Consider the following 19052-nt stretch of genomic DNA (forward strand, 5'->3'; position numbering starts at 1 on the left):
TCTCGGGGATGATGGTGCCCGGTCTGGCGGTTGTGTCCGCCCGAGCCACCGACCGACGAGTGGGTGATCCGGCTCGATAGGTGCAGACATGAGCGAAAGTTCCGATTCCGGGAGCGGGTTCGGGCGACCAACGGCGGGAATCGAATTCGGCGCCGTGGCCGCTTTCGCTGCCGCGTGGGAAGCCGACGGTCTGCCACCGGTCCTCGCCGACTACCTGCCGGGCGCACGCCTGGATGCGCTGATCGAACTGATCCGGATCGACCTGCGGCATCGATGGCTGCGCCGACCGGCCGGGACCCGCCCCGATGAACCCGTCGCGGCCACAGCCGGGCGCAGGCGGCTGTGCGAATACCGGTCCGAATTCCCCGAACTGACGCCGGAGCGTCTTCCGGCCGACCTGGTGTACGAAGAGTTCGTGATTCGCCGCCACAGCGGCGAACACGTGGATCCGGGCGAATACCTGCGGGAATACCCCGAGCAGGCGGCGCAACTGCGCGAGCTGCTCAACGCCGAGGAAGAGCAGAGCGCCCAGCGCGGCAGCCTGGAACTCACCGCCGCGACCTCTGGCGACTCGATCACCTCGTCGGGGTATCCGACTCGCACTGCTATCGAACTCCGCACCGGACAGGGCACTGCCGGAACCCAGGTCACCGGGCTGGACCGTATCGCCGTCGGTGATCGAATCGATGATTTCGACCTGCTCACGGTGCTGGGCAGCGGTGCGTTCGCGCGGGTGTTCCTGGCCCGGCAGCGGTCGCTACAGCGGCTGGTGGCGGTGAAGATCTCCACCGACCACGGCACCGAACCGCAGACGCTGGCACAGCTCGACCACGACTACATCGTGCGGGTCTTCGATCAGCGGCTGCTGGACGAGCCCGACCCGGACAGGGATCCCGGTGGGCGTCGGCTGCGACTGCTGTATATGCAGTTCCTGCCCGGCGGCACCCTGCTGGGCGTGTTGCACCGGGTGCGGGCCACCCCATCGGACCAGCGCAGCGGACAGCTGCTGCTGGACGCGGTGGACGCGGCAATGGCGGAGAAGGGAGAGATCCGGCCGACCGATTCCAGCGTGCGCGCGGAGATCACGACGCTGTCGTGGCCGGAAACCGTCGCCTGGCTCGGGCGCAGACTCGCCGAGGCGCTGACATACGCGGACGCGCACGGAGTGCTGCACCGTGACGTCAAACCGGCCAATGTGCTGCTCACCGCCGAGGCGGTGCCCAAACTCGCCGATTTCAACGTCAGTTTCAGCCGCGATCTCGCCGAGGCCAACCCGGTCGCCTATTTCGGCGGCTCTCTGTCGTACATGGCACCGGAACAGCTGGAGGTTTGCCACCCCGGCTACGACCGGTCCGCCGACGATCTCGACACCCGCGCGGACATCTATTCGCTCGGTGTGGTGCTGTGGGAGCTGCTCACCGGCGCCAAGCCGTTCGACGACATCACCGCGGGTGAACACGACGATGCCGCCACGCTGGCGGCCATGGTGCAGCGCCGTCGCGCCGGGGTGGATGCGGGCGCGCTCGAGCGGATTCCGCCCGACTGTCCGGCGGCACTGCCGGGTGCTGCTGACCTGCCTGGCGCCCGAGCGTGACCGGCGGTGGGCCGATGGCGCGGAATTGGCCCAGCAGCTGGAAGTCTGTCTGGACGAGCGCGCCCGCGACCTGGTCGACCCGCCGCCGTCCAGTTGGCGATTACGACTACGGCCGTGGCTGGTGCCGGTAGTGGTACTCGCCGCGTGCATCCCGAACGCGCTCGCATCGGCGTACAACGTCGAGCACATTGGGACGCTGATCGTCGAACGGCTGAGCCTCCCGGCGCAGCACGCGGGACGGATCACCGCAGCCCTGACGAACGCGGTGTTCTTCCCGTTGGGCATCGCGCTGGTGCTGTACATGTCGCGGTATCTGCTCATCGTCTCGCGCGGCCTGCGCCGGGGCCGGGAATACGACCCGCTGACACTTGCCCGGGCACGATCGGATGCCCTGCGGCTCGGCGATCGTGCTGTGCTGGTGTCGTTTTCACTGTGGAGCCTGGCGACGATAATCTTCCCGCTCGTGATCCACCTCACGACCAAAGAGCTCAGCGAGGAGGTGCTGCTGCACCACTTCGGCGGAGTGCTGGTCTGCGGTGCGATGGCGGTGGCCTACCCGTTCTTCCTGGTGACGTTCTACATGGTGCGCTGCATCTATCCGATGTTCCTCCCGCTCGGCGACATCACCGCGGCCGATGCTCTGCATCTGCGCCGACTCGATCGCCGCTGCACCGTGTACCTCACCGTGGCGGCATCGGTGCCACTGCTGGCGATCGCCGGGGTGACCTTGCTACCGCCGAACGACATTCCGCTGGTGCTCCTGGCCGTGCGGGTGTTGTGCATCGGCGCGATCATCGCCTTCATCGTCGTCTATGTGCTGTTCCGTGCGATCGAGGCTGATCTGAAGGCGTTGAGACGCGTGGTGGACCCGGTCGCCGGACAGCGTGAGCCGCATGCTGCCGGTCGACTATGAGCACACAGGGTCTGGGCGAGGGCTGCTGCCTGCTACTGCGCGGCTTGGCGCTCCTCGTCCCCGTCGCTTTCCTGATCGGTGAACGAGCTGTCATTTTGTCGGCCGTGTCCGATGCCGCGCCATCCCAGTGGGAGTTGGACACGGCCGGCCCGGATATCGCCGAGGAGTTGCGCGTAACCCTCACGGACCTCGCCGAGATGGACCCACGCCGAGTGCCGAAGCTCATCGCAGTCGGCGTGCAGCACCGTCCACCACGCCTCGGCGTAGCTCTTTGCGACATGACTGATCACCTCACCGAAGGAGTGAGTGTGGCGGCGGGCGCACCGGCTGTGGCGGACGTAGAACACCGCCCAAGAGTTGATCTTGTCGATGACCTTCGCGATATCCGTATGGAGAGCCGCCTCGGTGCGGGCGGGTGGATGCCGATGAGGATTCAAAACCGCCGAAATCAGGGCGGCGTGTAGATCGCCCAGTTCTCGCGCCCACGCGATCAGCGGCAACGGCCCAGCGAGACGACCACCGATTGCGGCCAATAGTTGATCCGGCGACAGCAGGGATCCCGCATCCGTTTCCGGATCCTCCGGTGCTTCCGTCATATCCGCGTCCATGGCGATCACATGTCCTCCGTCGCGGGCCGACGCTTCGAGCAGGCCAGATGGTTCTTCGTTGCCGGCGACGGCCATGTGGTGGACTTCGCCGGGGTTGCCTGCGCAGCCTCGGGGGCCGTCACGCGGTGAACGGTGACGATCTGGCGGCGAGGGCTCATGGCGCGCGGTGGCCGGACGCTGCGGCCGGTGACGACGTGGTGGTCGCCGCCTCGGGCGACGCGCGTCGAGATGTCAATGCCATGGCCGGGACGGTCGGTCATGCTGTAGTGCGCCGATTCCACAGGCCGCGGAGGTGGGCTCGTATGTGCAGATCTGAGGCTTGTTGCTCGATCGCGACCTCAGCTGAATAGGCGTGCCGTTGCATAGTTGACTGCTCGAAAGTAGATGAATGATTGATACAACGAGATCACGGCTGTGACTCGGCGCATAATGCTAGTACTGACTGCGCACTCAGTCAACGACTGGGGCTGAGCGGTCAGTGGACACTAGAGTGTGCCGGAATTCGGACGAGGAGGGGTGGTACCGGGTGAGTAGGCGTGCGGCTGAGCCGGGCAAGTCGGGTGCGATTCTGGATACTTTCACGCGCCATGTTGCCGAGAAGGGCTACGACGGGACCAGCTTCAGTGGTGTAGCAAGGGAGTTGGGTATCTCGCAGGGCTTGATCGTGCATCATTACGGCACGAAGGCGCGGTTGCTGGAAGCCTTGCATATTTCCTATATGCGGCAGCGTATCGATGAGGCGGAGCGCATCATTTCGCAGTTTTCCACGCCTACCGAACGGATGGCCGGACTGTTGCACGCCTCCATGCTCTATCAGGTGCGCGATAGAAATCGGACTGTCGCGTTCCAGCGTGAGGTCGCGCGGTTCGCTGAGCAGGACGAGACTGCCGAGGGGCGTAAGTTGCGCCGGTATTACATCGGAATCATGCGCGGCGTGCTCGAATCGGGCGTTGCTTCCGGCGAGTTCCGGCCTGTCGATGGAAGTGTCCGGACCCTGCTCATCTTCGGTGCGGCGCAATGGGCGTGGACGTGGTTCGATCCGGAAGGGCGTAGCTCCGCCGAGCAGGTCGGTGCTGAACTGGTAGATCTCACTCTTGGATCTCTGTTGGTGGATAGGAGCTCGTTGCCGCGTCTCAGTGATCCCGAAGGCCCGCTTGTTGCCGCGGTGACCAAGATCATCACCGACGCGGAGGGGACGCCGGAAGAACTGCCGGACGGATGACCGTGGTCCGGCGGACTCGTTCGGTGTGCGTCCGTGACCATGTGGCGGCGACGCACTCGCGGCGGCCGGGCCGCGGCCGAAGAGGCTGACGATGCCGAGCCGATCTGCCCGGCAGTGGCCCGGGTCGTGCTGGGGTTCCGTCCCTGGTTGCAATTTCACGGTATGCTGAAATACGTTTCAGCGGGTGCTGAAGCGGCATCGGCAGGTATTCACGCGTGCTCGTAGAACGGGCAAAAAGGGGACAGCGGGGCATGGCGGCACGAGCAGGAAGGGGTCCGCGCGGGGAACGTGGCACGCAGGCGGACCGCATCCTGACAGCCGCCCGCAAGTCCTTCGCCGAGCGGGGATACAGCGGGACCTCGTTGCGGTCGGTGGCTCAGGCCGCCGATGTGGACCCCACCCTGGTGAACTATTACTTTTCCAACAAGACGGGACTGCTGAAGGCGGCGCTGGAGCCGCCGGATGCCTTCGGTGAGGCCATTGCCGAAGCCGCCAAGGTGCCGCTGGACGAGCGCGGGCGGGCCTTCGTGGAGGCGGCGCTGCGCATGTGGGACGACCCGGCCACCGCGGAGGTTCTGCGTTCGATCATCCTCGCGGCAAGTCACGAGCCCTTCGCCATGGAGCGACTCCGCTCCGTCTTCTCCGCGCTCGTCCTGCAGGTCGTGTCGGCGAGCCTTTCTCACGATGAGGCCGAGTTGCGCGCAGATCTGGTCTCCACGCAGATCGTCGGCCTGGCGATGACACGTTACGTCTGGGCGCTCGACCGTATTGCCGACATCCCCTCGGAGCAGGTCATCCGGCTGATCGCGCCGACTGTGCAGCACTACCTCACGGGCGCCCTGGGCGGGGACATCCCAGGGAACGTCTGACCGCAAGCGACTGCTCGACGTGGGACATCGCCCGCCGGTCCGCGAGTTTCCAGTGCAGACCGCCGGTAGCCGGTGTCCCGAAATCTTCCACCCCCTCCATGGGATGGCCTGCGAGGACGATGCATCGTTCCGGTCCGTGACCTCGGCTTCCCTGGGGCGTTCACGGTTCCGACGTGTACGACAACGACAGGTCACCGGGCTCGCGACGGTCCCGTCCCTGGAGGCTCCGGCGCCGTTTCGACGGCACTCGCGAGCGGGGAGCGGCGGCCAAGCGGGCGGGCATAGTGCCGTACTAGCCGCAGCCGGCCAAGGCGGCGGGCATTGCGCCGTACAGCCTCAGTCGGCCAGCCGGGCTCGCGAACTGATCGTCAAGCGCCTTCCCGCCCTCAGCCCCGCCGCGCTGAACGTGTGCCCCGGTGGCGGCGAGCTCCCGGCGAACACCTCGTAGGCAAGCGGCCACCCGGGCGGCGCCCGTCGGACACCGTATTTTCATGACCTATTGAAATTACCCTTGCCCGTAGCGAGCAGGCGCGCGTACGGTGAGCCCAGTTAATTTCAGTACACGTGGAAATGGAGTGCCATGGTCCGATTCAAGGCTGCTGGAGTGGAGCCTGGCCAGCGTCAGCTCAACGGACCGCAGACCACCGGTCGTCAGTACCGCAATCTGTCCTCGGCCCAGCACAGGACGACCCGTGAGGACAATGTGCCCGTCCCGGTCCGAGATGGCACCCGGCTCCTGGCCGACATTCACCGGCCCGACGCGGAAGGCAGGTTCCCCACCCTCATCGCGGCGGCCCCCTACCCGCGCCAGCTCCAGGACCTGGGCGCCCCCGCGGCCATCATCGAGGCAGGCGCCAGTGACTTCTGGGTGCCGCGCGGTTACGCCCATGTCATCGCCAACCTTCGCGGCACGGTGGGCTCGGGCGGCACCTACACCTTCTTCGACGAGCAGGAGCGCAAGGACCTGTTCGACCTGGTCGAGTGGGTCGCCGGGCAGCCGTGGTGCGACGGGAACGTAGGCATGATCGGCATCAGCTACTACGCCATGACCCAGATGGAGGCGGCCACCCAGCGACCGCCTCACCTCAAGGCCCTGTTTCCCTTCAACGTCACCGTCCAAGCGTGGGAAGCCAGCTACCACAACGGCCTGTTGAGCGAGGCTTTCGTTACCCCCTGGTTCCGCGCGTTGGGCGTCCTGTCCGCCCACGGCGACCGTCTCTACCGCAAGGGTCTGTCCCGTCTCCTGCGCAAAGTTCTCGCCATTCCCGCCGTCCACCACCGGTTCCGCCACGCCGACGCCGTCCAGGTGCACCACGGCCTGCAGCTGGTCAGCCGCTTGCGCCACGATGCCCACCCATGGGGCGCTCTGCTGAACGCAGTGGCCGAGCACCCCGTTCGGGACGAGTGGTGGGACGAGCGTGACCTGACCGAATTGCTTTCCCGTGTCGACATTCCCGTCTACCTCGGCGGCGAGTGGTCCAACGTCCCTCTCCATCTGCCCGGTCTCTTCAAAGCCTGGGAGGCCCTCGCCCGCAATCCGCACGTGCGCATGACCATGCTCGGAGAGCACAGCCTGCCCTGGCCATGGGAAAGCATGCACATCGAGGCCCTCGCCTGGTTCGACCACTGGCTCAAGGGCCGGGACACCGGCATTCTCGAAGGCCCTGCCATCCGCTACTGGTTGCCCGGGGCCGAACGGTGGCACACTGCCGACTCCTGGCCCCCACCGGCCATCCACATCGCCCTGTGCCTCAACGCCGACGGTTCGCTCACGGCCGACGAGCGGCCGGGCGAGCGCAGCTACGCCACGGACGGCGCGAATGCCATGCCCGCCCAGCTGAGTTGGATCAGCGACCCCCTTCCCGGCGACCTCGACATGGTCGGTCACCCCGAGCTACGGCTCACCGCCACCAGCAGTCAGGCCGACACGGGATGGATCCTGCTCCTGCAAGACATCGGCCCGGACGGCACGTCCATCGACATCACCCAGGGCTGGCTGCGCGCCAGCATGCGCCACGTCGACGAGGACGCGAGTGAGACGGGCAGGCCCGTTCTCCCGATGCAGGCGCGGATTCCCGTCCCTCCCGGCGAGCCGGTCGACTACCGGATCCCGCTGGTCGCCAACGCCCGCCGGTTCCAGCGCGGGCACCGCATCCGGCTGATCCTCACCAGCGACGACAATCGCGAGGACTTCCAGCCCATGCTGCTGTTCAGTCACGCCCCCGTCGGCATGGCCTGCGTCAACACGGTGCACTCCAACTCACGCTTGTTCCTTCCGATCCTGGACGACGAATGAACGGGATGCCCTCCGGCCGCGGCGATCCTGCGGTCCGCTCGTCTTCGATCACCTTCCCTGTGTGCCCCCGGCCGGGACCGGCGTGGCCTCGATACCCCTCGCCGCGGCGCCCCCGCCCAGGCAAGACAGTCCCAACCTCTTTTGGAGTGAACTGATGACCACTACATCCACCCGCAGGCCCAGCCCGAGCCTCCTCCGCTACGCGTGCGCGGTCGGCGGCGCCGTCCTGGCCACAGCCCTGCTGTGGGCCGCAGCCCGCGGCCTCGGCGTCGAACTTCGCGTCGATACCCGCAACGGACGGCCGGCCCAGGTCGTCGGCCTGCCCCTCGTCGTGGGCAGCACGCTCGTAGTCTCCCTGCTCGCCTCGGCGGCGCGCAAGTGGCTGGACCGGTTGACCGACCGGGCCCCGGCCGTCTGGACCCGAGTGGCCGTCACCGTGTTGCTGGTGTCGCTCGCGCCCATGGCGTACGTCCAGGCTTCGGGCAGCACCAAAGCCACACTCGCCCTGATGCACCTGGCAGTCGCCGTCGTACTCGTTCCGCTCCTGGCCCTCGGAAGCGGCGATCGGCCCGGAACGCGGTAGCGCGGCGATCATGGTGGACTTCGCGGCGCGTCACCCCGACCGGCCCGCCGTCCAACTCGACGGCGCCACCTCGAGGTACGCCGAAGTCGACGAGGACCGTCGCGGTGCCCATGAACCGCTGCGGAAGGCACGTGAGGTGGAGTAATGCAGTGCCATCTCACAGTCCGATTCCCGGGTTGGCCGCCGATGCACTACCGAGCCGACTCCGTAGCAGCACACACTTTTGCGAAGGCAATGTATGAGCTGAGACTGGCAACAATTCAAATCGATCACGATATGCGCGAAGCATTGCGGCCCATGCCTTGTCAGCGGCTCTGGCGATGAACAAACATGACCGATGCCGCCTGCTGCAGCATCTGATGGGCACGGTCGGAGCTGAATCCCTCCCTGTGCCCACCAGTTCGAGATCCAGCCGAACTCGACTCGAACACCCCACATGCTGATTGCCGACCGTGCCCCTGGATGGGCGTAGCGAACTCTCTCCGGGGCAATGGCATTCGTGCGATGCGGCGCATTGCTGTAATGAACCGGATCGCGAAGTGCTACAGCTACATTCCGAGTGTGCCGAAAAGGACGCTTTCACAACGTCGGGCTCGGCCTCTGAGCTTTGAACGCGAAATCTCGTTGCGGAAATCAGGAACGACTTCGTCGACCGCGCGTTGGGCAATCTGTGATCGAGTTCGGCTCACCGGAACTCAACCGTCGCCACGTTGCACATCGATGGGTCACGGTGTGTCCCATGTCCTTCGTGAACAACAGCCCGGGATCCGGGCCCGACGTTGTCGAGGCTGCCGCGGCCCGCCTCATCCGAGCAGCAGCGAACCGGCAGCCCTGTGCGCCGGTCCGTGACCTGATCGGCAGCACCGATGTCGGCGCCGCCTACGCCGTCCAGGAGCGCCTCACCTCCGCCCGGCTCGACGGCGGCGCCATCATGGTCGGTCGGAAGATCGGTCTGACCTCACCGGCAGTCCAGGCCCAGCTCGGCGTCGACCGGCCGGACTTCGGTGTCCTCTTCGCCGACATGCAGTGCTCGGAGGAGCAGGTCGTGGCGATGGACCGGCTGCTCCAGCCGAAGGTCGAGGCGGAGGTCGCCTTCGTCCTGGACAGGGACCTGGACGACGGACCGCTCGATATCGAGTCCGTACGTGGTGCGGTCGCGTACGCCGCGCCCGCCCTGGAGATCGTCGACAGCCGCATCGCCGGGTGGGACATCACGTACGGGGACACTGTCGCCGACAACGCGTCGAGCGGCCTGTTCGTGATCGGCGGCGCCCGCCGCGACCTGAACGAGTTCCGACCGGTCGACGTCACCATGAGCATGCGGATCGGCGGTCGTGAAGTGTCCACCGGCGCCGGTTCCGCCTGCCTCGGCGACCCGCTCGAAGCCCTGCGGTGGCTCGCCCGGACCGCCCGGGAATTCGGCGATCCGCTACGGGCCGGCCAGATCATCCTCTCGGGCGCGCTGGGCCCGATGGCGCCGGTGGTCGGCGGTGATCACGTTATCGCCGAGATCAGCGGCTTGGGCGTGGTCCAGGCCCGCTTCGCAGGTGGCGCAACCCCCAGCAGGGCCACCAGCATCTACGCAGGAGAGGCAGCATGACCCGCGCAGGCAAGTCCAAGGTCGCCGTCATCGGGTCCGGGAATATCGGCACCGACCTGATGATCAAGGTGTTGCGGCTCTCGAAACACCTGGAGATGGGCGCCATGGTGGGCATCGACCCGGACTCCGACGGCCTGGCGCGCGCGGCCCGCTGCGGCGTACCCGTCACGGCCGACGGCGTCGAGGGCCTGATCGGCATGGCCGGATTCGACGAGATCGAGATCGTCTTCGACGCGACATCGGCCAAGGCGCACGAGGCCAACGCGGACAAACTGGCGCCGTACGGCAAGCGACTCATCGACCTCACCCCGGCGGCGATCGGACCGTTCGTGGTTCCCGCGGTCAACATCGAGGAACACATCGACGCCGCGAACGTCAACATGGTCACCTGCGGTGGTCAGGCGACGATCCCGATCGTGGCGGCCGTCGCGCGGGTTGTGCCGGTCGCGTACGCGGAGATCGTGGCGTCCATCGCCTCGAAGTCGGCAGGCCCGGGCACGCGCGCCAACATCGACGAGTTCACCGAAACCACTTCGCATGCCATCACCAGCGTCGGGGGAGCGGAGCGCGGTAAGGCCGTCATCATCCTCAACCCCGCCGAGCCGCCGTTGATCATGCGCGACACCGTCTTGTGCCTCGTTCGAGCACCCGGCGCGGCGGTCCATGCCGAGATCACCGCATCGGTGCAGAAGATGGTCGGCGAAGTGGCCGCCTATGTGCCCGGGTACCGGCTCGAGCAGGCGGTCCAGATCAGCCCGATCCCGGACGGCCAACCGGTGCACACATTGCTGCGCGAGGACACCGACACCGCGCCCACCCATCAGGTGTCGGTGTTCCTCGGGGTCGAGGGCGCCGCCCACTACCTGCCGGCCTACGCCGGAAACCTCGACATCATGACCTCTGCCGCCGTGCGGATGGCCGAGCGCATCGCCCAGCGGAAGGACGAAACCCGATGACCGCCAACCTGTTCATCCAGGATGTGACGCTGCGTGACGGGATGCATGCCGTCCGGCACCGCATCACACCGGAGAATGTCGCCGCGATCGTGGCCGCGCTCGATGCCGCCGGTGTCGATGGCATCGAGGTCGCGCACGGTGACGGCCTGGCCGGCGGCTCCCTCAACTACGGACCAGGCTCCAACACCGACTGGGAGTGGATCGAAGCCGCCGCGGCCGCTATCGAGCACGCTCGCTTGACCACGTTGCTATTGCCGGGAATCGGCACCATCGATGACCTGAAGCAGGCGTACTCCCTCGGCGTCCGGTCCGTCCGCGTGGCCACGCACTGCACCGAGGCCGACGTCTCCGCGCAGCACATCGCCACGGCCCGCGAGCTCGGCATGGACGTGTCCGGCTTCCTGATGATGAGCCACATGGCCCCGGCCGACGAGCTGGCGAAGCAGGCGGCGCTGATGGAGTCCTATGGCGCACACTGCGTGTATGTCACCGACTCCGGGGGACGGCTGACGATGGACGGGGTCCGGGAGCGCGTTCGCGCCTATCGCGAGGTGCTCACCCCGACAACGGAGATCGGCATTCACGCGCACGAGAACCTGTCGCTGTCGGTGGCCAACTCCGTGGTGGCGGTCGAGGAAGGAGTGACCCGGGTCGATGCTTCGCTGGCAGGCCACGGCGCGGGCGCAGGCAACTGTCCCATCGAGCCGTTCGTCGCCGTGGCCGACCTGTACGGCTGGAAGCACGGATGTGACCTCTTCGCCCTTCAGGACGCTGCCGACGACCTCGTTCGTCCGTTGCAGGACCGGCCGGTCCGCGTGGACCGCGAGACCCTCACACTCGGTTATGCGGGCGTCTATTCGAGTTTCCTGCGCCACGCGGAAGCCGCCTCCGAGCGCTACGGCATCGACGTGCGTGACATCCTGCTCGAGGTCGGCAGGCGCGGGCTCGTCGGTGGACAGGAAGACATGATCATCGACATCGCCCTGGACCTGACGGCCGCCCCGACCTCATAGGGAAGGCTCAACTCGCTCACTGCCATTCGTAGGTACCGCGACCGAGCGACAGGCGCATCGAGACGCTGCCCTCGTTGAGGCGCCACTGATGAACAACGAAGGTTCGCAGACCCGCCGTGACGAAGGGATCCGCTGACGCAAGGGAGATCGCCTCGGCCTCGTCGGAGGCGCGTAAGACCGTGACGCCCGATCCCGGGCCGACGTCGGGGCCGCTGACGAGGGGACCGGACAGGAAGACGAGGTGGCGTTCCTCGAGGTCCAGCAGCCAGGCGATGTGTTCCGGGACGAGGGCGGCAATGTCCTCGGCGGTCGTCCCGTCTACCGGTGTCGAGGTGACCATCCAGTAATCCCGTCCCAGGAGCCGTGAGAGATCCGGAGCGTCGTGATCGGTGGCGGGGGGCATGGAATTCATCCCAGAACTGTATGCAATTTGAGCCCGAAAACTCCAGAAGAACCTTGACATTAAAAGTGCATACACATTACGGTCGACAAGAACGAACAGGAGTGACGCCGCACGCGGACTTCTCGGCCGAGCCGTTCGAGGCGCTGTTCATCGACCACCACATGACTCGGCCGCCAACCATGGGAAGGAAGGTTCACCATGCCGATCGCCGAACTCGGTCATTTCGGAGTTTTCTGCACTGACCTGGAGACCAGCACAGCGTTCTACCGCGATGTCCTCGGACTGATTGTCACCGACGAGGATCTGAATCTGGGCATGCGATTCTTCAGTGCCCGACCGAACTTCGAGCACCATGAGTTCCAGCTCGTCGAAGGCCGGACCGTGGCGCGCGCCGACGAGAACACCAAGCTCATTCAGCAGGTCTCGTTCCGGGTCAATCATCTGACCGAACTGCTCGAGTTCCACCGCAGATTCATCGAGCACGACGTCGACTTCGACATGATCGTGACGCACGGCAACGCGTTCGGAATCTACTTCTTCGATCCCGAGGGCAACCGGTGCGAGGTGTACTGGCAGACCGGGCTGCCCGCCCGCCAGCCATTCCTGGCGGCGATCGACCTCACCGAACCGATCGAGAAGCTGCTGGCCGACAACGCGGCGCTGGTCGCTCGGTACGGGGAGACCGGCTATCTGCAGCCGGGGCTGGTGAAGAACCTCATCCCGGACGCGATCGACTCCTGACAGCGCGCGTTCGGCAAGGTTCCACCGGAGAGGAAACCCATGATCACGCTGACCGACATCGCCTACGTGCGGTCAGGAGTCGCAGATCTCAGGACGGCCGTCGACTTCGCGACTCGCATCGTCGGTCTCGAGCTCGCCGGCGAGACCGAACCGGGCGTCGCGCACCTTCGCGCCGACTCCCGCCACCACTGTCTCGCTCTGGTCGAAGGGGTGTCGGGGGTCCTGGCCTCCGGGTTCACTGTCGCCGACACGGATGCGCTGGAGGCGGCCGAGAGCGATCTCGAGCGGGCTGGTTTCGCGGTGCGGCGTGGGTCGAAACAAGAGGCTCGTTCGCGGCGCGTGGCCGAGTTCATCGGCTTCGACGACCCCTTCGGCAATCGCATCGAGCTGGTCAGCCAGCAGGAAACGATCACCCGCCCGGTCGCTTTCACTCGGCCTGCCGGCATCACGGAGTTCGGGCACCTCTGCCTCGACGCCCCGGATGTGCACGAGGCCTACCGGTTCTGGAATGGGCACTTCAACGCCCGCGTCTCGGATTGGATCGGCAACGCCGCGTGCCTGATGCGGATCGATCCCGTGCACCACAAGCTGGCCGTATTCCAGGGTGAGAGCGCTGGTCTGTGCCACATGAACTTTCAGGTCGAGTCCATCGACGACGTGTTCCGTTCCTGGCACTTCCTGCAAGAGCACGACGTCCAGATCGAAATGGGTCCTGGTCGCCACCCGCAGTCGACAGCGGTGTTCCTCTACTTTCTCGGCCCCGAGGGCTTCACCTACGAGTACTCGTTCGGTGTGCGTCGCATCGAGGACGATGCGGCCTGGCGACCGCGCACGTTCGATCCGGACGAACCCGGTTCGATCGATATGTGGCTCGGCCCGGTCAAGCGAGTGTCGACGCAGCGTCCGGCCCCGATGACCGAACCCATTCCACACCGACAAGGAGCTAGCAAGTGACCGTCACCAGCGATCAGCCGACCGCAACGATCCGCGAGGTCGAGGGGGTGCGTACCGCCGTCATCGACACCGGGGAGCCCAGCGGCGAGAGCGCGCAGCCGCCGCTGCTGCTCCTGCACGGATCCGGTCCCGGTGTCAGCGCCGCGGCCAACTGGCGTCCCGTACTGCCGTCCCTGTCGCAGACCCGGCGTGTCATCGCCCCCGACCAGCTGGGCTTCGGTGGCACAGCCACCGGTGAGCCGCGCACGTGGGGTCGGCAGGCGTGGACCCGGCACGCACTCGCGCTGATGGACGAACTCGGCATCGAGACCTTCGACATCATCGGCAACTCGATGGGCGGGGCAATCGCCCTTTCGCTCGCGGCCGAGCGTCCCCAGGCCGTTCGCCGCCTCGTCCTCATGGGCTCGATGGGTGTCGCGATGGCGCTACCGCAAGGGCTCGACACGGTCTGGAGCTATCGGCCGGGAATGGAGAACATGCGCGAGATCATCGGGCTGTTCGCCTTCGACCGGGGGCTGATCACCGATCAGCTGGTCGAGATGCGATACGGGGCAAGTGCCGAGCCCACCATCGCGAAATCCTGGGAAGCGATGTTCCCCGAACCGCGCCAACGCTGGGTCGACGACCTCGCCCTGTCCGGTGCCGAGCTGACCCGGGTGGCGCAGCCGACCCTCATGATCCACGGGCGGGACGACCGGGTCGTGCCGTGGAAGGAATCCTCGGGGGCGTTGCTGGAACTCCTTCCAGACGTCCGGCTGCACGTGCTGGGCAACTGCGGCCACTGGACCATGATCGAGAAGACCGCCGAGTTCCTCGGCGTCGTGGAACCGTTCCTGTCCGAGGCCTGACCTGGCTGAGCCCCCGTGCTCGCGGGGGCCTTCGAGAATTCCGACACCACGCGTGCTTTCGGTGATCTCGGCTTCACCGACAACGTGGCCTGGGCCGACCCTGAGCGTCCGCTGTCGTGTGCCGTGCTCACCAGCGGCAAGCCGATTCTGTATCCCGAAGTGATCCGATGGATCGGGTTGCTCTACGGGATCACGTCGCAGACCCCGAAGGTGGCCGATACCGACTTGGCTTTCCGAGCGGGAAGTCATTGGAGAAAAGAGGAGTTCCGATGTTGAGCACCATGCAGGACGAGCCGTTGTCGCTGGCCACGTTGCTGCGCTACGCATCGACGTTCATGGGCGATTCCACCGTATCGACCTGGACTGGGACCGGCGTACGCACCATGACATACCGCGAGCTGGGCGCCGAATCGGCGCGTCTGGCAAATGCGTTGCGCGGCTTGGGAATTGGTGTCGGCGATCGCGTCGGCACCTTCATGTGGAACAACAACGAGCATATGGTCGCCTATATCGCGGTGCCGGCGATGGGGGCGGTGCTGCATGCGCTGAACATCCGGTTGTTCCCCGAGCAGCTGGTCTACGTGGCCAATCACGCCGAGGACCAGGTGGTCATCGTGGACGGCACCCTGGTGCCGATGTTCGCCCAGTACCTGCCGAACCTGAAGACGGTGCGCCACGTCATCGTCGCCAACGGCGACGCGTCCGCGTTGCAGGCCCCCGAGGGCGTGCAGGTGCACTCCTACACCGAACTGCTGGCCGCCCAGCCGGACAGCTGCGACTTCCCGGTGATCGACGAACGGTCAGCTGCCGCAATGTGTTACACCTCCGGCACCACCGGCGACCCCAAGGGCGTGGTGTACTCGCATCGCTCCAACTGGCTGCACGCCATGCAGGTCGGCGCGAACAACGGCATGGGCCTGCACGGCACCGACACCATCCTGGCCATCGTCCCGCTGTTCCACGCGAACGCCTGGGGCCTGCCGTACGCGGCGTTGATGTCCGGGTCGAATCTGCTGATGCCGGACCGGTTCCTGCAGCCGGGTCCGCTGCTCGAGTGCATGGCCGCGCAGCAGCCGTCCTTCGCCGCCGCGGTACCGACGATCTGGGGTGGCGTGCTGGCGGGGCTGGCGGCGAATCCGCAGGACATCACACATCTGCGCGCGGTGGTGGTGGGCGGTTCGGCCGTTCCGCCGTCGATGATGCGCACCTTCGAGGACGAGCACGGCGTGCAGGTGCTGCACGCGTGGGGCATGACCGAGACCTCGCCGCTGGGTAGCGTCGCGCATCCGCCCGCGACCGCGGTCACCGAGGAGGACAAGTGGGCCTACCGGGTGACGCAGGGGCGTTTCCCCGCCGGCGTGCAGGCCCGTCTGGTCGCGGACGACGGCAGTGTGGTGGCCAACGACGGTGTGTCGCTGGGTGAGCTGGAAGTGCGCGGCCCGTGGATCACCGGCTCCTACTACTCGCCGGAGGGCACGCCGGTGGATCCGGAGAAGTTCGACGGCGGCTGGCTGCGCACCGGCGATGTCGGGAAGATCAGCGAGGACGGTTATCTCACCCTGGTGGATCGTTCCAAGGACGTGATCAAGTCCGGTGGGGAGTGGATTTCGTCGGTGGATCTGGAGAACGCCGTGGTGGAACACCCCGCGGTCGCCGAGGCCGCCGTGATCGGCGTGCCGGACGAGAAGTGGGACGAGCGCCCGCTGGTGGCCATCGTGCTCGCCGAGGCCGCCGAGGCGAAACCCGAAGAGCTGCGCGAATTCCTGGCCGACAAGTTCGCGAAATGGCAGCTGCCCGAACGCTGGACGTTCATCGCCGAGGTTCCCAAGACCAGCGTGGGCAAGTTCGACAAGAAGCGGCTGCGCAGCCAGTACGCCGACGGCGACCTGGAAGTCACCATGCTCGGCTGAGCACTTCCTCTCGGTGACCCCCGCGTCACCACTTCACCACCGTCAGTGGTGACGCGGGGTTGGTCCGCATCCGCCGCGCGGCCGGCAGATCGCACAGCGCCAGGACGCGCAGCACGTGAGTGGTGTGGTCGGCGCGGTCCGCCCCGAGCTGTTGCTGCCGCGGCGCCGGCCTGACTTCGACCTCATCGCGAAGATCGTTGCCGCTCATGGCGGCCCGCGCACCGTCAGTCCGGAACGCCGACCATCTCCAGCGCCAAGGGCACGGCGGTCGGCTGGTAGTCGGGCGAGGTATCGCTCAACACTTTGACGGCGGTGTGGGCCAGGTGGCTGGCCATGCGGGCTTGGGCCACGGCTTTGGTTCCCGCTTCCAGCGCGGACAGAATCTGCGCGTGCTCGCGATCACCGGCCTTGTGCCAGCTGTTCGGCTCGCCACCCTGGTAGATCCGGATATACCGGACGCACCGGTCGGCCAGTTGACGCAACTGCTTCTGCATGGTGTCGCCGGCGCCGCAGGTGATCGTGCGATGGAACTCCGAGTGGATGACGAACCAGCGCTCGGTCTCGCCTGCCTCCGCGGCCGCTCGCATGGCCGCCAGCTGCTCAGCCGCCTGCTGTCGGGCTTCGGCGTCGAAGTTGTCCACGGTCATGGCCACGGCCAGCGACTCGAGCACGACTCGGCTCGCATAGATTTCGTCGAGCTCGCGAGGGTCGAGTACGGAGACGCGGGTGCGCTGGTTCGGTTCGATCTGGACCAGGCCCTCCTCCTGCAGCATCCGCAGCACCTCGCGCAACGGCGTCCGGCTGACGCCGAGCTGCTCGGCCAGCGATACCTGGGAGAGCTTCGTCCCAGGTCGCAGGGTGCCGTCGAGAATCCGCTCGCGCAGGTAGGCGTGCACGTGCGGGATCGCCTGGCGTGCCTCGGGCAGCTCCACTTTGGTGATGTGCGGGACGAGCACTTTCCGACTCATAGCCATAGCTTAAGCGGTGTGTATACATATTCCTTCTCTTTCGTGAGTCGGCGAGGTAAAGTGTATACAGTATTTGGGAGTCGTGACGTCTGCGAAGCCGTCCCCTCCCCGCACGAAAACCCGTGAGGATGTGACGAATGTGAGAACTATCGGGGTGATCGGCCTGGGCAAGATGGGCCTTCCGATCGCTGAGAACTTGCTGGATCGGGGCTTCGATGTGGTCGGGTACCGGCGGAGCATCGAGTGTCCCGAGCTCGGGGCCGCGGGTGGCGCCGTCGCGTCATCGCCGGCGGACCTGGCCGCCTCGTGCGAGGTCATCGTGTCGATCCTGCCGACCGCGGACGACGTCGAACACGTCATCTGCGGGCCCGAGGGCACGCTGTCGACGATGCGCCCCGGGACGGTCCACCTCGAGATGAGCACGATCCCGGTCACGAGGAAACTCGAACTGATGCGTCAGCTCGAGCACGTCGGGGCCACCATGCTCGACTGTCCGATCAGTGGTAGTCCCGGAATGGTCGGCCCGCGTCTGGCCACCGTCTTCGCCTCTGGAGCAGCGGAGGTGATCGACCGAGTGGCCGATGTCCTGGATGCCATCTCGGGGCCCTGGGTCATCACCGGTGACTTCGGCACCGGCACCCACCTGAAGTACATCTCCTCCATGCTCGTGGCGACCCATACGGTCGCGGCTGCGGAAGCGATCGTGCTGGCCCGCCGCAACAACTTGGACCTGGATATGGTCCAGCGCACCCTGGAGACGTCCATCGCGGGCTCGGCGCTGCTCCAGCAGCGAGGTCCCCTCATGGCGCACCGGTCATGGCTGCCCGCCCCCGGGCCCATCGCGACGTTGCAGGAGATCCTCGACCAAGTCGAGGCGCACCTGCACGATCTCGGCGAGCGTCGGCCGGTGTTCGAGGCGGCCAAAGCGGTGTTCGACCAGGCCTTGGTCGATGGCTGGGGTGCGCTCGATATCGCCAGCGTGCACGACCAGATTTCCCACGAAGACGCTCTCGCACAAGGAGTCAGTAAATGATCTATGTGACCCACCGCCTCCCGGTCAACGAGCCGGGCGAGCCCACTCTCGATCGGACCACCGTGTGGCGGGGACTGGCCATGAAGGCCAACAACGCGCTGCCCTTCGTGCCGGCCATGACGCACTGCGAGGTCACCGCTCGCCTCGACGACGAGACTTTCGATCGCGAGATCGATCTGTTCGGCGACCGCTATTCCGAGCGGATCGCTCTGGAGACCGAGCGGCGGGTGGTGTTCACGCGCCTCTCGGGTCCGGTCCTCGGCACGATCACCAATGACATCGAGGAGGACGCGGAGGGTCTGTTTCTCCGGTTCAGCTTCGCGCTGGTGCTCGGCGGCGCCGCTAGCGGTTCTCCCGAGGAGTCGGCGTACGCCGCCGAGATGACGACCCAGTACATAGCGGCCGTCGGCGCCACGCTCAACGCCATGCGTCGCGTCGCGCGCGGAGAAGTACCTGTCGAGGTGCCCGCGACCTGACTTCCCATCAAGACCGAACCGTAGCGGGGGGGGGGGGGGGGGGGGGGGGGGGGGGGGGGGGGAGG

19 protein-coding genes and 1 pseudogene are annotated in these 19052 nt (G+C 66.5%); 15 read left to right on the forward strand and 5 right to left on the reverse strand.

Going from position 1 to position 19052, the window contains the following annotated elements; genetic code table 11:
* Nucleotides 1-88 precede the first annotated feature (88 nt).
* A pseudogene (locus AC3EO7_RS34605) lies at nucleotides 89-2507 on the forward strand (serine/threonine-protein kinase).
* Between the two features lie 32 nt (nucleotides 2508-2539).
* Here the strand turns inward: AC3EO7_RS34605 and AC3EO7_RS34610 are convergent.
* Both AC3EO7_RS34610 and AC3EO7_RS34615 read right to left on the reverse strand, forming a co-directional pair.
* On the reverse strand, nucleotides 2540-3124 hold the full coding sequence (locus AC3EO7_RS34610; RefSeq protein ID WP_435593488.1) for a hypothetical protein: 585 nt from the start codon (nucleotides 3122-3124) through the stop codon (nucleotides 2540-2542).
* A complete protein-coding gene (locus AC3EO7_RS34615; RefSeq protein ID WP_435593489.1) occupies nucleotides 3121-3375 on the reverse strand; it encodes a hypothetical protein in 255 nt (84 codons plus the stop codon). The genes AC3EO7_RS34610 and AC3EO7_RS34615 overlap by 4 nt, the downstream gene beginning before the upstream one ends.
* A gap of 266 nt (nucleotides 3376-3641) precedes the next feature.
* Here AC3EO7_RS34615 and AC3EO7_RS34620 point away from each other — a divergent pair, with 266 nt between their 5' ends.
* The 7 genes from AC3EO7_RS34620 to dmpG all read left to right on the forward strand — a co-directional run bounded on the left by AC3EO7_RS34620 (nucleotide 3642) and on the right by dmpG (nucleotide 11654).
* The gene (locus AC3EO7_RS34620; RefSeq protein ID WP_431971473.1) at nucleotides 3642-4337 is read left to right on the forward strand and encodes a TetR/AcrR family transcriptional regulator; all 696 of its coding nucleotides are present in this window, start codon (nucleotides 3642-3644) and stop codon (nucleotides 4335-4337) included.
* 251 nt (nucleotides 4338-4588) lie between these two features.
* Nucleotides 4589-5206 (forward strand): TetR/AcrR family transcriptional regulator, encoded by a 618-nt coding sequence (locus AC3EO7_RS34625; RefSeq protein WP_431971472.1) that lies wholly within the window; start codon nucleotides 4589-4591, stop codon nucleotides 5204-5206.
* Nucleotides 5207-5786: 580 nt separating this feature from the next.
* Nucleotides 5787-7502, forward strand: a complete 1716-nt coding sequence (locus AC3EO7_RS34630) for a CocE/NonD family hydrolase (protein WP_435593490.1) — start codon at nucleotides 5787-5789, stop codon at nucleotides 7500-7502.
* A gap of 154 nt (nucleotides 7503-7656) precedes the next feature.
* Nucleotides 7657-8085, forward strand: coding sequence for a DUF6069 family protein (locus AC3EO7_RS34635; RefSeq protein WP_431971470.1), 429 nt, complete (start codon nucleotides 7657-7659; stop codon nucleotides 8083-8085).
* A gap of 739 nt (nucleotides 8086-8824) precedes the next feature.
* Nucleotides 8825-9685: a 2-keto-4-pentenoate hydratase gene (locus AC3EO7_RS34640; protein WP_435593491.1), complete on the forward strand. Its 861-nt coding sequence runs from the start codon at nucleotides 8825-8827 to the stop codon at nucleotides 9683-9685.
* On the forward strand, nucleotides 9682-10641 hold the full coding sequence (locus AC3EO7_RS34645) for an acetaldehyde dehydrogenase (acetylating) (protein ID WP_431971468.1): 960 nt from the start codon (nucleotides 9682-9684) through the stop codon (nucleotides 10639-10641). The genes AC3EO7_RS34640 and AC3EO7_RS34645 overlap by 4 nt, the downstream gene beginning before the upstream one ends.
* Nucleotides 10638-11654, forward strand: coding sequence for a 4-hydroxy-2-oxovalerate aldolase (gene dmpG, locus AC3EO7_RS34650; RefSeq protein WP_435593492.1), 1017 nt, complete (start codon nucleotides 10638-10640; stop codon nucleotides 11652-11654). Before AC3EO7_RS34645 ends, dmpG begins: the two co-directional genes overlap by 4 nt.
* 16 nt (nucleotides 11655-11670) lie before the next feature.
* Here dmpG and AC3EO7_RS34655 read toward each other — a convergent pair whose 3' ends face one another.
* Nucleotides 11671-12066: a YciI family protein gene (locus AC3EO7_RS34655; protein ID WP_435593493.1), complete on the reverse strand. Its 396-nt coding sequence runs from the start codon at nucleotides 12064-12066 to the stop codon at nucleotides 11671-11673.
* A 189-nt stretch (nucleotides 12067-12255) separates the two neighbouring features.
* Between AC3EO7_RS34655 and AC3EO7_RS34660 the strand changes: the two genes are divergently transcribed.
* From AC3EO7_RS34660 to AC3EO7_RS34680, 5 genes are read left to right on the forward strand one after another with little or no spacing between them, the layout of a single operon-like run.
* Complete coding sequence (locus AC3EO7_RS34660; RefSeq protein ID WP_431971465.1) at nucleotides 12256-12798, forward strand: VOC family protein; 543 nt, start codon at nucleotides 12256-12258, stop codon at nucleotides 12796-12798.
* A gap of 39 nt (nucleotides 12799-12837) precedes the next feature.
* Nucleotides 12838-13752, forward strand: coding sequence for a VOC family protein (locus AC3EO7_RS34665; protein WP_431971464.1), 915 nt, complete (start codon nucleotides 12838-12840; stop codon nucleotides 13750-13752).
* Nucleotides 13749-14600 carry an alpha/beta fold hydrolase gene (locus AC3EO7_RS34670; protein WP_431971463.1) on the forward strand — a complete coding sequence of 284 codons (852 nt, stop codon included), beginning with the start codon at nucleotides 13749-13751 and terminating at the stop codon, nucleotides 14598-14600. Before AC3EO7_RS34665 ends, AC3EO7_RS34670 begins: the two co-directional genes overlap by 4 nt.
* A gap of 15 nt (nucleotides 14601-14615) precedes the next feature.
* Nucleotides 14616-14876, forward strand: coding sequence for a hypothetical protein (locus AC3EO7_RS34675; protein ID WP_431971462.1), 261 nt, complete (start codon nucleotides 14616-14618; stop codon nucleotides 14874-14876).
* Nucleotides 14870-16510, forward strand: coding sequence for a long-chain fatty acid--CoA ligase (locus AC3EO7_RS34680; RefSeq protein WP_431971461.1), 1641 nt, complete (start codon nucleotides 14870-14872; stop codon nucleotides 16508-16510). The genes AC3EO7_RS34675 and AC3EO7_RS34680 overlap by 7 nt, the downstream gene beginning before the upstream one ends.
* A gap of 25 nt (nucleotides 16511-16535) precedes the next feature.
* Here AC3EO7_RS34680 and AC3EO7_RS34685 read toward each other — a convergent pair whose 3' ends face one another.
* Both AC3EO7_RS34685 and AC3EO7_RS34690 read right to left on the reverse strand, forming a co-directional pair.
* Nucleotides 16536-16718, reverse strand: coding sequence for a hypothetical protein (locus tag AC3EO7_RS34685; protein ID WP_431971460.1), 183 nt, complete (start codon nucleotides 16716-16718; stop codon nucleotides 16536-16538).
* Between the two features lie 16 nt (nucleotides 16719-16734).
* A complete protein-coding gene (locus AC3EO7_RS34690) occupies nucleotides 16735-17478 on the reverse strand; it encodes a GntR family transcriptional regulator (RefSeq protein WP_431971459.1) in 744 nt (247 codons plus the stop codon).
* Between the two features lie 139 nt (nucleotides 17479-17617).
* Between AC3EO7_RS34690 and AC3EO7_RS34695 the strand changes: the two genes are divergently transcribed.
* Both AC3EO7_RS34695 and AC3EO7_RS34700 read left to right on the forward strand, forming a co-directional pair.
* A complete protein-coding gene (locus tag AC3EO7_RS34695) occupies nucleotides 17618-18511 on the forward strand; it encodes an NAD(P)-dependent oxidoreductase (protein WP_431971458.1) in 894 nt (297 codons plus the stop codon).
* The gene (locus AC3EO7_RS34700; RefSeq protein ID WP_435593494.1) at nucleotides 18508-18987 is read left to right on the forward strand and encodes an SRPBCC family protein; all 480 of its coding nucleotides are present in this window, start codon (nucleotides 18508-18510) and stop codon (nucleotides 18985-18987) included. The genes AC3EO7_RS34695 and AC3EO7_RS34700 overlap by 4 nt, the downstream gene beginning before the upstream one ends.
* Nucleotides 18988-19052 lie beyond the last annotated feature (65 nt).

The organism is Nocardia sp. bgisy118, from assembly GCF_057708605.1.